The sequence below is a fragment of the Asanoa sp. NPDC049475 genome (genome assembly GCF_040676915.1).
GTDB lineage: Bacteria > Actinomycetota > Actinomycetes > Mycobacteriales > Micromonosporaceae > Asanoa.
Genome location: NZ_JBFAPY010000006.1, coordinates 130,257 through 144,295, shown reverse-complemented (window position 1 = coordinate 144,295; position 14,039 = coordinate 130,257). Strand labels below are relative to the sequence as shown.

Below are 14,039 nucleotides of genomic sequence, written 5' to 3'. Positions count from 1 at the left end.
GGAGAGGGGTACGTACCCTGATATTCACCCTCGCCCAACCCTTCTGCCACCGGCCGGGCACCGTGACGTGGGTTACCGTGGTTGGCCGCGGCCGGCATGGAAGACTCGAAAACGATGCCGCCGGTGTCGTCGGCGAAAATGCGAATGGGAGAACAGACCGTGGCTGGTGTGCGCAACCTGACCCAGGCCGAGGCGGCCGAACGAGCCCGACTGCTCGACGTCACCTCGTACGACATCAGCCTGGACCTGGCCTCCGCCGGGCAGGGTGACGCGCGGACGTTCCGCTCGACGACGACGATCGTGTTCGACTGCAGCGAGCCGGGGGCCACCACCTTCATCGAGCTCGCGGCCGCGTCCGTGCGCTCGGCCACGCTCAACGGCGCGCCGGTCGACATCAGCGGTTGGGCCGCCGACAAGGGCCTCGCGGTCACCGGCCTGGCCGCCGCCAACGAGCTCGTGGTCGACGCCGACTTCAACTACTCGACCTCCGGCCAGGGCCTGCACCGCAGCGTCGACCCGGTCGACGGCGAGACCTACCTCTACAGCCAGTTCGAGACCGCCGACGCCCAGCGCGTGTACGCGTCGTTCGACCAGCCCGACCTCAAGTCGGTCTACACCTGGCACGCGACGGTGCCGGCGCACTGGAAGGTCATCTCGAACTCGCCGGTGTCCGGGGTCGAGGCCGTCGACGACGAGCTCAAGACCGTCCACTTCGAACAGTCCGCGCGGATGTCGACCTACATCACGGCGCTGTGTGCCGGGCCGTACCACGAGGAGCGCTTCCAGCACGACGGCATCGACCTGGGCTACTTCTGCCGGGCCAGCATGGCGCAGTACTTCGACGCCGACGACCTGAACCTGATCACCACGCAGGGCTTCGACTTCTACCACGCGAACTTCGGTGTCCGTTACCCGTTGCCGAAGTACGACCAGCTGTGGGTGCCCGACTTCAACGCGGGCGCGATGGAGAACTTCGCCTGCGTCACCCACGCCGAGTCGGCGTACGTCTTCCGCTCGCAGGTCACGGATTTCGAATACGAGCAGCGGGCCAACACGATCCTGCACGAGCTCGCCCACATGTGGTTCGGCGACCTGGTCACCATGCGCTGGTGGAACGACCTGTGGCTCAACGAGTCGTTCGCCGAGTGGGCCAGCCACTGGTGCAACACCAACGCCACCCGGTTCACCGACGCGTGGACGACGTTCCTGTCGATCCGCAAGAACTGGGGCTACCGGCAGGACCAGCTCAGCTCCACCCACCCGGTCTACTGCGAGATGCCCGACCTGGAAGCGGTCGAGGTCAACTTCGACGGCATCACGTACGCCAAGGGCGCCTCGGTCATCAAACAGCTCGTCGCGTACGTGGGCATCGAGCCGTTCCTGGCCGGCCTGCGCGCCTACTTCGCCCGGCACGCGTGGGGCAACGCGACCTTCGACGACCTGCTCGGCGAGCTCGAGTCGGCGTCCGGCCGTGAGCTGCGCAAGTTCGCGGCCCAGTGGCTCGAGACGGCGCAGGTCAACACGCTGCGCCCACAGGTGGTCATCGGGGCTGACGGCACCTACGAGTCGGTCGTCGTGCTCCAGGAGGCGCCGGCGGACTACCCGACGCTGCGTACCCACCGGATCGGGGTCGGCCTCTACGACCTGACCGACTCGGGCTCCCTCGTGCGGCGGGAGCTGCTCGAGATCGACGTGACCGGCGAGCGGACGCAGGTCTCGCAGCTCGTCGGCGTCCGCGCGCCGGACGTGCTGCTGCTCAACGACGACGACCTGACCTACGCGAAGCTGCGCCTCGACGAGCGCTCCATGGCCACGGTGGTGCAGCACATCGACGGCTTCGAGTCGTCTCTCTCACGCGCCCTGTGCTGGGCCGCTGCCTGGGACATGCTGCGGGACGCCGAGCTCGCGGCCCGCGACTACGTCGCCCTGGCGCTGACCGGCCTGCCGGCGGAGACCGACATCAACCTGGTGACCGCGACGCTGCGCCAGGCCGCCGGCGCCTTGTCCTACTACGCCGACCCGGAGTGGGCACCGACCGGCTGGGCACAGCTCGCCGACACGGCCCGCACGGCGATGCTGTCCGCGGCGCCGGGCAGTGGCTTCCAGCTGGCGTGGGCGCGCACGTTCGCGTCGGCGGCCCGCTCGGACGAGCACCTGGCGGTGCTGCGGGGTTGGCTGGGCGGCGACAACATCCCGGACGGCCTGCCGATCGACACGGAGTTCCGCTGGTCGCTGCTGCGCGCGCTGGTCGCCAACGGAGCCGCGGACGCCACGGAGATCGAGGCGGAACTGGCCCGCGACCGCACGTCGAGCGGCGAGCGCGAGGCCGCGGAGACCCACGCCCTGATCCCGACGGCCGAGAGCAAGGCATCGGTATGGCGGACGCTGACCGAGTCGAAGGAACTGCCGAACTGGCGCAACCGGGCGCTGCTGATCGGCTTCCAGCACCCGACGCAGGTCGAGCTGACAGCCCCGTACGCCCCGAAGTTCTTCGAGTCGGCGGCCGCCGTGTGGTCGATGCGCGACTCGGAGCCGGCCCAGGAGTTCGTGGTCTACGGCTACCCGACCCACACGATCACGGACGAGGTCGTCGCGGCCGCGGACGCGTGGCTGTCGCAGACGGGCCACCCGGCGGCGCTGCGCCGCCTGGTAGCGGAAGGCCGCGACACAACCGAGCGCGCCCTCCGCGCCCGCCTCCGCGACATCGCCGCCTCGCAGTCCTGACCCTCCGCACGTCGATGCCTGGGGAGGCCGAGCCAACGGCCCAGCCTCCCCAGCGGTCATCGGGCGCCGCGCTTACGGGCGCTGGCCAGCAGGACCGAGGCGTAGCCGTGCGCGGTTTGCTGGCCTGTCGAGCACACCTCGACGGAGTCGTCCAGCACCTCGAAGTCCGGGCGTAGGGACGCTCGCAGGTCGGCCTCGCTCACGTTCGCGCTCGGGAAGCGGCGGTCTCCCACCGTGTACGCCGTGCAGCGGTGCAGGGCTGCCGTGATGAACAGACCCCCGGGTGAGACCAGGCCGGTGATGTTGCGCATGAGCTCGCGCCACGTCTCCAGGTTGTCCGTGGCCGAGTCCGCGCAGTACGGGCTGATCACCGTCGCGTACCGGCGGTCGGTCGGGCGATGCACGCGGGCGTCCACCTGGATCAGATCGGTGATCTTCTTGCGGGTCAGGTCCTCGCGGAGCGTCACCTCGTCCTCCGTCGGCTCGCTGACTCCCTCACAGCGCAGCGTGTAGCGCACGAACGGCCGCCAGTCGTGCGCGTCCGGCGCGCGGTCGATCCAGCGTTGGAGCTCGGCGAGGTTCGAGTGCAGGAAGTCGCCCAGGTGGATCTCCGAGGCCACCTCCGCCGCGGCGAAGACGTGGTGCAGTGTCGGGCCCACGCCGAAGTACAGGATCGGTTCGTCGCGGTCCGCCGACCGCAGCGCCTCGACCAGGAAGGCGATCGTGGCCAGCTCGTCCGGCTCGACGGTGCGGTAGTAGTCGGCCAGGTAGCGACGCGGCACCCAGTCCCGCTCGAACGACGCGAAACGGCGCCGCAGGAACACCGTGGTCAGGCGGCCCAGGCCGTACTCGTACACCGCGGCTCCGAGGTTCGCTCCTGCCAGGAAGACCAGCGCGTCCGCCGAGGTGATCGCGTCCGTCGCGGCCGCTGCCCCGAACGCCGCCGCGTAGTAGGGCAGCTCCTTGACGACCTCCGTGCCCGCATAGGCGACCGCCGCCGCCACGCGTGGCGCACGCCCCGCACGCGAGAAGCGTCGGGTCAGGTCGTGCGCCGCCTTCGACAGGACGTTCGTGCTCGTGCCCGTCGCGGCCAGCAGAGCGCCGTTCGCGCGCAGGTTCGTGCGCAGTCCGGCCGCCCAGACCACATAGCTGGCGACCAGGATCACCACCACCCACTGGTACGCGAGCCCGTCGAGCACGCCCGACGTCACGACCAGAGCGCCCGCCGCGGCGGCGAACGCGTCCAGCGCGTAGGTCGACACGACGGTGGCGGCGGCGCTCACAGTCCATCTCATGCACGCAGGGTCGGGTCACGGGCCGCTCACCCACCACGTCAGATAGTGGCTAATCGCTGTCCAAACCCACGCTGCCGGGCGGACAGTAGGGCAACCGAAGGAGAAGGGTGTGACCACGAGCCTCGGCGACCTGCTGGACACCGCGCGGCGCGAACGATTCGTCGGGCGCCGCCGGGAGCTCGCCTGCTTCGACGACGCCATCGCCGGGCGCTCGTCGCACCGGGTGCTGTTCGTGCACGGCCACGGTGGCATCGGCAAGACGACCCTGCTGGCCGAGTTCCGTGCCCGTGCCCGCGCCGCCGGGCGCACCGTCGTGCAGCTCGACGGCCGTGAGGTCGACCCGTCACCCGACGGGCTGACCGCCGCCGTCAACCACCACGACCTCGACGACGCGGTGCTGCTCGTCGACGGCTACGAGGAGCTCGGTGCGATCGACGACTGGCTGCGCGACGCGTTCGTGCCGGGCCTGTCCGCCGACACCGTCGTCGTGCTCGCCGGCTGCGACCCGCCCGCCGCGCCCTGGCGCACCGACGCCGGGTGGCGCCGGCTCGTCGCCGTACACCAGCTCGATCATTTCGACGCCGCGGAGAGCACGGACCTGCTCGCCCACGCCGGCGTCCCGCCGGAGATCCGGTCGCACCTGGCGCGGCTCGGCCAGGGGCATCCGCTGACCATCGCCCTGCTGGCCGACCTGGCGGCGACCGGCACCGTGCCCGGCTCGTTGGCCGACGCGCCGGACCTGATCTCCGCGCTGCTCGGGTCGTTCCTGCGCGACGTGCCCGGCGACGCGCACCTGACCGGCCTCGCGACGTGCGCGATCGCCTGGCTGACCACCGAGGACCTGCTCGAGCGCATGGTCGGCGCCGACGCGCCCGAGGTGTGGCGCTGGCTCGCGCGACGCCCGTTCGTCACCCGGGGACCACGCGGGCTGTTCGTCCACGACCTGGCGCGCGACGTGCTCGACGCCGAGTTCGAGCGCCGGATGCCCGAGCGCTACCACGCGCACCGCAGGGTGATCCACGCCCACACGGTCACCGGCCTACGGGCCACCACCGGCCCCGACCGGCAGCGCCACGCCCAGCAACTGCTCTTCCTCCAGCGCAACAGCCCGTACGCGACCGCCTTCTCGGCCCTGCGGGCGTTGGGTTCCGCCGCGGTGGTGCCGGGCCGGGCCGACGACCACGACCAGGTCTGCCGAATCGTCGAACGGTTCGAGGGACCGGCGGCCGCCGAGCTGACCCGGGCCTGGCTGCACGAGCAACCCGAACATCTTTACGTCGTGCGTACGCCCGACGGTGTCGCGGGTTTCGCCCTGCACCTGTTCTGTCCCAGCGGGTCCGCGCTGGAGGAGCGCGACCCCGCGGTCCGGGCCGTCCTCGACCACGTCGCGCGGCACGGCCCGACGCGGCCCGGTGAGCTGGTCAACATCGTGCGGGTCGTCGCGGGCGCGCGGGAGTACGAACGCGACCCCTACGCCGTGCTCGCCGCACCGGTCTCCAGCGTGATCGAGTGGTTGACCCGGCCGCTCGCCTGGTCGGTCGGGGTCACCTCGGACCCGGAGTTCTGGGCGCCCCGATTCGAGCACGTCGCGTTCGCGCCGCTGGTCTCTGTCGAGGTGGACGGGCAGCGGCGCGTCGGCTTCGGCATCGACTGGCGGCGCCTCCCCGTCGACGGCTGGCTCGACCTCATGCGGGAACGCGGGCACTCGGGGGAGACCGGCCCACCCCCGGCCGCGCTGCTGCGCCCACCGCCGATGGGCCGCGACCGGTTCGGCTCGGCGGTCAAGGCGCTGCTGCCGGTGCTGCACCGCCCTGACCAGCTCGCCGCCAGCCCGCTGATGGGCTCCGCGCTGGCGTCCACGCCCGAGGGGCCGACCGCGGCGCAACTGCGCGCCACGATCGAGGCCGCCGTCGCCCGGCTCGCCGACGAGCCCAAGGGCGAGCAGCTGCGGGCCGTCCTGCACCGCACCTACCTGCGCCCCGCGCCGACCCAGGAGGCGGCCGCGCAGGTCCTGGACCTGCCGCTGAGCACGTACCGCCGTTATCTGGCCCGGGCGCTCGAACACCTCACCGATCTGCTGTGGACGGTCGAGATCGGCGATGTGCGCCTTCAGCCCCCGATGGCGGCCAGCAGCTCCCGGCGCCCCGGGCCGGGCAGCGGATAGTTCGGCGCGCCGGCACCGAGCTTCATGATCTTCTCGGGCAGTCCGGGCCGGGCGCGCAGGTCGTCGGGCGTGCTCAACAACGAGCTCAGCGACTGGTACGCGCGGGCGACCTCCTCGTCACCCAGGCTCGCGGCGAACGTGGCCAGGCCGAACGCCCACCTCGGGTCGCCCGGCCGGTACGGCACGCCCTCCGCGTCGGCGTCGAGTTCGGCCAGGCGGTGGGCGTCGAACCACAGGGTGCCTCGATAGAGCGGCTCCACGTTGGCCATCGTCCAGTCGTGGAAGCCCCGGACCAGCTTCTCGTGCTCGCCCGCGTCGGTGTCGCGCAGTACGTCACGCAGCCCGATGGCGTGCAGCAGGCCGATCGCGGCACCGCGCCCCAGCGAGGGGTTCGTGCACGCCCACGCGTCGCCGACCGCGACGACGCCGGTCGCGACCGGCTCGCCGTCGACGACGAACGAGCGGTGGCGGTCCTCGATGCCGGCCATCACGTCGACGCCAGGGGTCGGTTCGCCGTCACACCAATGAGCGGCCAACGGGTACAGGGCCACCGCGGCATCCCAGCGCGCCGGCTCACGCAGGCCGCGCATCACCCGGTCGCGGGCGCTGGTGATCACGGCGACGCTCCATGTGCCGTTGTCGCCCGGCAGCGTCAGGATCGACGCCGACTCGTGCCGTTGCACGACGTTCGTGCGCCCCTCGGGCATCGCGCCCCTGAAATGCCGGCCGTAGTAGACGAAGCCACAGTCGGCCCGCTCCTCGGCGGGGGGCCGGGCACCGGCGGCGACCAGCCACGACGCGACCGCCGAACGGCGACCACCGCAGTCGACGACCAGGTCGGCCCGCAGCGTGTGGCCGCCTTCGGCGAGCACGCCCGTGACGCGCGTCCCCTCGGTGAGCAGCCCGCTGACGGTGATGCCCCGCCGGATCGTGACGTCCGGCGTGGCCGCGGCGGCCCCGGCCATCACGGCTTCCAGGACCGGCCGGCGGGCGGTGACGGTCTCGAAGATCTCGTCGCCGGACCGCCAGTCGCCGCGCTGGGCCGACGGCAGCAGCCCGAGCAGGTTGGTCCGGAGCCCGCCGACGGCGACCAGGTCGTCGAGCACGTGCGGCAGCTCGCGGGCCATCTCGACCCGCCAACGGGCCGCCATCAGATGCGGCAGCCGGAACTGGTTGACACCGGGCCGCTGCCACGCCTCCCAGGCGTCCGCGACGGGTGGTGGTTCGGCGGGGTCGCGCTCGAGCACGGTGACGTGGTGACCGTCGCGGGCGAGCAGCATCGCGGTCGACAGCCCACACAGGCCGGCGCCGAGAACGAGGATTCTGGACACTGTGCACCTCCGGACCCGAGGATCGAGCCCGCGGGTGCTCACGCGACAGGTCAGTTGGTTACTAATCGCTGTCCACTAGAGCGACGTCGTCAGGCCGCCGTCGATGATGTGGTCTGTGCCTGTGACGTTGCCCGGTAGGGCGCTGGCCAGGAAGACCACCAGGTCCGCCACCTCCTGCGGGTGGGTGAAGCGGTTCGTCGCCGACTGGCCGGCCGCCGCGTCCTTGACGTCGCCCGGGTTGGCTCCCGTCGCCGCGCCCATGGTCTGGGCCATGCCGTGCTCGCCCAGCCAGAGGTCGGTCTCCACCGGGCCGGGGCTGACCGTGTTGACCCGCACGCCGCGTGGACCGACCTCCTTCGACAGGGCCTTGGAGAAGTTGAGCAGGGCCGCCTTGGCCGCGCTGTAGTCCATGACCAGCGGGTCGGGCAAGGTCGCGTTGACCGAGCACACCGTGACGACCACCCCGCGCCGCTCCAGCAGTTGCGGCAACGCCGCGCGCGTCGCACGTACCGCCGTCAGGAAGTTGATCGTGATGGTCTGGAGCCAGTCGTCGTCGGTGATCGAGGCGAAGCCGTCCGGGCGCGGCCGGGTCGCACCGACGTTGTTGACGAGGATGTCGGCGCCGCCCTGCTGCTCCGCCTCGGCGAGGAGCCGCACCGGCCCGTCGGGCGTCGCGAGGTCGAGCGCGATCGGGCGGACTCCCTCGAGCTCGCTCAGCTCGGGGGTGATCGTGCGTGAACCGGCTATCACGCGTACGCCTTCGCGGGCGAGCGTGCGGGTGATGGCGAGCCCGATGCCTTTGCCGGCCCCGGTGACCACCGCTGTCTTTCCGTTCAGACCCAGATCCACAACCCATCTTCTCGCCGATCCCGCCGCCCGCAGGTGGATTCGGCTGACATTTCGTCCGTCGCCGTCGAGCAGGGGCGCGCGTTAATCGGGCTCGTGCGCGATTCATGGTCGGAATGGTTTCTCCGCGGCGGTGAGGCCGACTCGGTCGTTGGACTGGATGACCGGATTGGGAGTATTGCCGTGGTCTCACGTCGCATACAACGGGTGCTGTTGCTGTCCAACGGGTTCGGCGGTGCCACGATGGCCGCCTACTGCTGGCTGCGGGACCGCGGGATCCAGACCGCGTTCCAGCCGGTCGGCTCGCCGGAGGCCATGGTCGAGGCACACCGGTGGTACGGGCCGGACCTCGTCTTCGCGCCCACGCTGACCACCCGGGTGCCGGACGAGCTGCTCGGCCGCGTCGTCATCAACCACCCGGGCCGGCTCGGCGACCGCGGCGCCTCGTCGATCGACTGGGGACGGTGCCGCCGCGAGCCGTTCGGCGGCACGACCCTGCTGCTCGCCGCGGCCGGCTGGGACACCGGCGACATCGTGCACACCAGCACCTTCCGCTATCCGGCCGGGCCGGCCACGAAGAGCTGGATTTACGCGTACCAGAATCGGGCCGCCATGTTGGCCGGGCTCGAGCGGGTCGTGGCCGACCCGCCGCCGGACCCGCGGCCCCTCGACTACGAGCACTCGGACGTCCTCGGCCGCTGGAACGACGTGCTCCGGCAGGACGACTGCACCGTCGACTGGTCGCTGCCCGCCGAGGAGGTCGTCTGGCGGGTGGCGGCCCGCGACGGCGCCCCCGGCGTCCGCACGGCGCTGCTCGGGCATCCGGTCCACGTCTTCGACGCGCACCCCGCCGGCCCGTGCCGGGGCGACCAGGGCGAGGTCGTCGGCTGGCTCGCGGACAGCGCCATCCAGGTCGCGACCGGCCCGGTGCGCGGCGACGGCCGGCGCGACAGCGTCTGGATCGGCCACGTCAAGACCGACTTCAAACAGCCGGCGGCCTGGTGGCTTCGCGACGTCCTCGGCTACCTGCCGGCGTGGCAGGGCGACCCGGCGTCGTACCGTCCGGTCGTCACCCGCCGCCGCGGTCCGGTCGCCGTGATCACCGCGGCCGCGTACAACGGAGCCTGGTCGACGGGTTTCTGCCACGCGGTCGCCAGCAGCATCACCGCCGCGGCGCGCCGCACCGACGTCGACCAGATCGTGCTGCGCGGCGGGGGCGGCGGCCCGTTCGGCAACGGCATCAACCTCAACCACGTGTACGCCTCCCGCGCCGGCCTCGTGCCCGAGGCCCAGGCCAACATCCGCGCGATCAACGAAGTGGCCCTGGCGATGTTCCAGGCCCGGCGCGACGGCGTCTCGGTCATCGCGCTCCTGGACGGCGACGCCGGCGCCGGGGGCGCGTTCCTGTCGCTGTGCGCGGACGTGGTGGTCGCGGTGCCGGGCCGGACCTTCAACTACCACTACGTGGGCATGGGCGGCCTGACCGGTTCGGAGTTCCACACGCTGACGCTGCCGGCGCGCCTGCCCGACGAGCAGTCCCGGGCCGACCTGCTGCTCGACTGCCTCCCGCTCAGCGCCTACCAGGCGCACCGGCAGGGCCTGGTCGACTACCTGGCACCCGACGGCCTGGCCGGCGACGACCTGACGGAGTGGGTGCACGAGCTCGCGGTGAACCACCGGGACGTGGGCAAGCGAGCGGGGCGGGCACGGTGGCGGCCTCTGCCGACGGAGGCCGAGCTGGCGGCCACGCAGGCACGGGAGCTCGCCCGGATCGACCGGGACTTCGCGAGCCCGGAGTTCCAGTCGGCGGTGGCCAACTTCGTCCGCAAGCGCGCCACGGCCCCACCGACGGCGGCGATCGAGTACCGCGGCGCGTACGCCTGACCGGTGTGCTGCGTCACGTCGTGAGCGCGTGGGTGTTGCGCTGTACCTACTGGTATGTACAGACTGGCCGCATGGACTCGCGAGAACTGTTGGTCGAGACGATGAGCGAGCTCATGTGGGAGCGGGGCTACGCCGATACGAGCCCGCGTGACGTGCGCGAACGGTCCGGGGTCGGCCAGGGCAGCATGTACCACCACTTCCCGGCCAAGCGCGACCTGGCGTTGGCGGCCCTCGAGCGCAACGTCGCCGACCTGCTGCCGGCCGCGTCCGAACTGGACGGTCCCGGCGACCCGATGGCCCGGATCGAGGCCTACCTGATGCGTCCCCGCGACGCGCTCAAGGGTTGCAAGGTCGGCCGGATGACGCAGGACCCTCAGGTCCGCGAGGACCCCGTGCTGCTCGCCCCGGTGGCGAGCGCGTTCGCCCAGGTCCACGTCAGCTGGGTCAAGGTGCTGAGCGAGGCGGTCGCCGCCGGCGAGCTGCGGGCCGACCTCGACGCCGAGCGCCTCGCCCACACCCTGATGGCCGTGTTGCAGGGCGGCTACGTGATCGCGATCGCGCAGCAGGACCCGGGACCGTTCGAGGACGCCCGCGCCGGCGTCCTCGACCTGCTCCGGGCGGCCGCGCCCGCGCCTGACAAGAAGAAGAGGAACTGAACGCCATGACGGTACGCATCGGCATCAACGGGTTCGGCCGCATCGGGCGCAGCTACCTGCGCGCGGCCCTGGCGAACAACGCCGACGTGCGGGTGGTCGCTGTCAACGACCTCACCGACGCCCGCACGCTGGCCACCCTGCTCGAGTGGGACTCGGTCTCCGGCCACCTCGACGGCGTCGCCGTGGACGGCGACACGATCACCGTCGCCGGCAACAGCATGCGGGTCTTCGGGCAGTCCGACCCGGCCGGCATCCCGTGGGGTGACGTGGGCGCCGACGTCGTCATCGAGTCGACCGGCCACTTCACGAACGCGGTCACGGCTGCGGGACACCTGCGGGGCGGCGCGCGGAAGGTCCTCATCTCGGCGCCGGCCAAGGGTGACGTACCCACCTACGTGCTCGGGGTGAACGACGACACGCTCGACCCGGACAGCCACGACGTCTTCTCCAACGGCTCGTGCACCACGAACTCGCTCGCGCCGCTGGCGAAGGTGCTCAACGACGCGTTCGGCATCGAGTCCGGCCTGATGACGACGATCCACGCGTACACGGGTGACCAGCGGCTGCACGACGCCCCGCACTCCGACCTGCGCCGCGCCCGTGCCGCCGCGGTGTCGACCATCCCGACGTCGTCGGGCGCGGCGAACGCGATCGGCAAGGTCATCCCGGAGCTCGACGGCCGGCTCACCGGTGCCGCACTGCGCGTACCGGTCCCGGTGGGCTCGATCACCGACCTCACGGTGGTCCTGCGGCGCGGCGCGAGCGTCGACGAGGTGAACGCGGCCTTCCGCGAGGCGGCCGCCTCCCCGCGACTGCGGCATTACCTCCAGTACTCGGAAGCGCCGCTGGTCTCGGCGGACATCGTGGGCAACCCCTACTCGTCGATCTTCGACGCCCCGCTCACGGAGGCCGTCGGCAACCAGGTCAAGGTCTTCGGCTGGTACGACAACGAATGGGGTTTCGCCAACCGCCTGGTCGAGTTCTCGGAACGGCTCGCCTGACCGCGATACTGATGCCGTGGACACGGTGGGCATCGTCCGGGAATGGCACAGCGACGAGGGGTGGGGCGTCATCGACTCCGCCTCCACCCCTGGCGGATGCTGGGCTCACTTCAGCAGCGTCCGCATGACGGGCTACCGCACGCTGCACCCGGGCCAGCACGTCTCGTTCGACTTCGAACCGGCGGAGCAGGACGGCTATGCCTACCGGGCGGTCACCGTCCGAACCGGCGACGACCACCCCGAGCCTCCCGCGGACCAGAGCCCGTCGGCGGCGTACGGCAGCACCCTGCGGCTCGACGTCGACCCGCCGGACGAACCCGCTCGAATGTGACCGCGGCAACCCACTCCTCGCCACGATCGGCGACGGCTAAGTTCACACCGTGCTTAAGCAGGGGAGGAACAAGTTCGGCCAACTCCTCGTATGGCGCCTGGGCCGCCGCCTTGCCTGGCGTCCCCGGCTGCCCGCGCCGGACGGCGGAGACGGCGGACCCTTCGAGATCATCGTCCTGGCCATCCTGGCGGTCCTGGTTATCGCCCACCTACTCAACTGGCTCGCCGCACTCCTCGCCACGGCGGTCATTTGGCCCTACCAAACGGTGACAGGCCGCTGGCTGGTCATCGCCCACGTGGTCTCGTCCACGTCGAGACCTACGACCATGACAGCGCCCGTCCACATCGGCGACGGGTGACGTCCCGCTCCGCCGCGATGGCACTGATTCACCAGGGGACGAGCGACATCGAAGAGTTCGGCCACCCTCAGCCCGCGCCCCACGACAAGACTCCCGATCCCGCGATCCCTGCCTCCGAGGACACCTGAGCCAGGCTGCCGACCGGCGCGCCGACCCTCGCTGTGCGCGAACCGGGCCGCAGCTCTTCCGCTCTGCTCCGGCACAGCAGTGGTGTGGCAGTGTGGGCCGCCGGTTGGCGGTCCGCGTAGCCGCTGGGGTCAGCCACCGCGCCCAGTTTGGGCTAGGTTCCGCCCGGTGCGGACAAATCTGCCGAGAAGGATTCGCGCGTGGCTGTTGGGGGCGCAGGTCGTCACCACCGTCGCGGCTGTGGCCTTGGCGGTCACAGCCCTGATGCCTTCGTCCAGGGGCGTCTCGGACGGGCAACCGACGACAATCGTAGGCGCTGCCGTTTCGACGCCCTTGCTGGTCGTTTGTGTCGTCCTCCTGTGCGGCGCCGGCCTCGCGGCCGCGGCACTGCGTCACGGGACCCCCACCTCCCGGCTCCGGGCAGGCCTGGTCCTCATCGCGCCCGCGGACACACAGACTCGCCTTCCTGGCGATGCTCCTGGCGACCGCGTCCGCCGTGCTCGTCCTGTTCGGCGGCCAGAGGATGGCGTGGCCCCCTGCCCCGAGCTAGCGGAGCGGCCGTCGGCTCGCTGATCGAGGAGCCCTCGGCGACCGTGGTCGTCCGGCGCGGGTTCCGGGATCAGAGAGCTCGCGCCATCTCGATCTCAGGCCCCAGCGATCCGTGGCACTCCCTCCCAGTGGACGTGAACCCGACCTTCTCGTAGGCGCGTCGCGCGCGGACGTTGTCCGCGTGCACGTAGAGGCGCACCCTCGTAAGGTTCCGCTGACGCATCCAACCCACTGTCCCGTCGAACAGGCGCCCGATCACACCCGTGCCGCGGTGCTCCGGCTTCAGGAAGACCCCGGTGCGGTCTGGCAGGGCCTTCCGGTCTTCTCCGCCGGGTTCGGCGACCCCGACGACGGGGCCGAGGGACAGCGCGGGGTGGCGGCCGCGGAGCCTTCCCACCGACGGCCGATATCATGAAACCCACTTCACCGGCTTAACGGGCAGCGTCGCCGGCCGGCTTGCCTGACCGAGGTGGGGGTGGGACGCGACGAGCGGCGCGAACGTCGGGGCGTGGCGCTGATGTTCGCGGCCAGCGGGGTTGTGCAGGCATCGTGGATCTCCCGGTTGCCGACCCTGTGGGACAGGCTCGACACAGGCACCGCGGGTCTGGGCCTGGCGCTGTTCGTGCTCGGTGTCGGCACGCTGCTGCCGATGGTCGCCGCCAGCCAGGGCCGATTGTCGTTCGACAGCGGCAACGTCCTGCGCCTCGCGGCATGCTTCGCGAGTGTTGCCCTGATCGCCATTTCCCAGGTGGCGACGGCCGTCCAGTTGGCCAG

At 71.5% G+C, this 14,039-nt stretch carries 11 protein-coding genes; 7 read left to right on the top strand and 4 right to left on the bottom strand.

Features of this window, described 5'->3' with window-relative positions; genetic code table 11:
• Positions 1–168 precede the first annotated feature (168 nt).
• Entirely contained in the window at positions 169–2,724 is a 2,556-nt protein-coding gene (pepN, locus tag AB0J88_RS24730; RefSeq protein WP_364358300.1) for an aminopeptidase N, read from the top strand.
• Positions 2,725–2,780: 56 nt separating this feature from the next.
• On the opposite strand, the gene gntF is transcribed toward pepN, so the two are convergent.
• Positions 2,781–4,019, bottom strand: coding sequence for a guanitoxin biosynthesis pre-guanitoxin forming N-methyltransferase GntF (gene gntF, locus AB0J88_RS24725; protein WP_364358297.1), 1,239 nt, complete (start codon positions 4,017–4,019; stop codon positions 2,781–2,783).
• A 109-nt stretch (positions 4,020–4,128) separates the two neighbouring features.
• On the opposite strand from gntF, the gene AB0J88_RS24720 reads away from it, so the two are divergent.
• The gene (locus AB0J88_RS24720) at positions 4,129–6,183 is read left to right on the top strand and encodes an AAA family ATPase (protein ID WP_364358294.1); all 2,055 of its coding nucleotides are present in this window, start codon (positions 4,129–4,131) and stop codon (positions 6,181–6,183) included.
• Here AB0J88_RS24720 and AB0J88_RS24715 read toward each other — a convergent pair.
• The gene (locus AB0J88_RS24715; protein ID WP_364358291.1) at positions 6,129–7,514 is read right to left on the bottom strand and encodes an FAD-dependent oxidoreductase; all 1,386 of its coding nucleotides are present in this window, start codon (positions 7,512–7,514) and stop codon (positions 6,129–6,131) included. The genes AB0J88_RS24720 and AB0J88_RS24715 overlap by 55 nt on opposite strands.
• A 75-nt stretch (positions 7,515–7,589) precedes the next feature.
• Positions 7,590–8,363: an SDR family oxidoreductase gene (locus tag AB0J88_RS24710; RefSeq protein ID WP_364358288.1), complete on the bottom strand. Its 774-nt coding sequence runs from the start codon at positions 8,361–8,363 to the stop codon at positions 7,590–7,592.
• Positions 8,364–8,543: 180 nt separating this feature from the next.
• On the opposite strand from AB0J88_RS24710, the gene AB0J88_RS24705 reads away from it, so the two are divergent.
• The 5 genes from AB0J88_RS24705 to AB0J88_RS24685 all read left to right on the top strand — a co-directional run bounded on the left by AB0J88_RS24705 (position 8,544) and on the right by AB0J88_RS24685 (position 12,590).
• Positions 8,544–10,244 (top strand): enoyl-CoA hydratase-related protein, encoded by a 1,701-nt coding sequence (locus AB0J88_RS24705; protein WP_364358285.1) that lies wholly within the window; start codon positions 8,544–8,546, stop codon positions 10,242–10,244.
• 71 nt (positions 10,245–10,315) lie between these two features.
• Entirely contained in the window at positions 10,316–10,900 is a 585-nt protein-coding gene (locus tag AB0J88_RS24700) for a TetR/AcrR family transcriptional regulator (RefSeq protein ID WP_364358282.1), read from the top strand.
• A 5-nt stretch (positions 10,901–10,905) separates the two neighbouring features.
• Positions 10,906–11,901 carry a type I glyceraldehyde-3-phosphate dehydrogenase gene (gene gap, locus AB0J88_RS24695; protein WP_364358279.1) on the top strand — a complete coding sequence of 332 codons (996 nt, stop codon included), beginning with the start codon at positions 10,906–10,908 and terminating at the stop codon, positions 11,899–11,901.
• Between the two features lie 16 nt (positions 11,902–11,917).
• Entirely contained in the window at positions 11,918–12,232 is a 315-nt protein-coding gene (locus tag AB0J88_RS24690) for a cold shock domain-containing protein (protein WP_364358276.1), read from the top strand.
• A 49-nt stretch (positions 12,233–12,281) separates the two neighbouring features.
• Entirely contained in the window at positions 12,282–12,590 is a 309-nt protein-coding gene (locus AB0J88_RS24685; protein WP_364358273.1) for a hypothetical protein, read from the top strand.
• A gap of 745 nt (positions 12,591–13,335) precedes the next feature.
• On the opposite strand, the gene AB0J88_RS24680 is transcribed toward AB0J88_RS24685, so the two are convergent.
• Positions 13,336–13,662 carry a GNAT family N-acetyltransferase gene (locus AB0J88_RS24680; RefSeq protein WP_364358270.1) on the bottom strand — a complete coding sequence of 109 codons (327 nt, stop codon included), beginning with the start codon at positions 13,660–13,662 and terminating at the stop codon, positions 13,336–13,338.
• Positions 13,663–14,039: the final 377 nt, after the last annotated feature.

Bases quoted from the DNA above. Each gene is read 5' to 3' on its own strand.
- AB0J88_RS24700 (WP_364358282.1), top strand. From the start codon at position 10,316: ATGGACTCGCGAGAACTGTTGGTCGAGACGATGAGCGAGCTCATGTGG.
- gap (WP_364358279.1), top strand. From the start codon at position 10,906: ATGACGGTACGCATCGGCATCAACGGGTTCGGCCGCATCGGGCGCAGC.
- gntF (WP_364358297.1), bottom strand. From the start codon at position 4,019: ATGAGATGGACTGTGAGCGCCGCCGCCACCGTCGTGTCGACCTACGCG.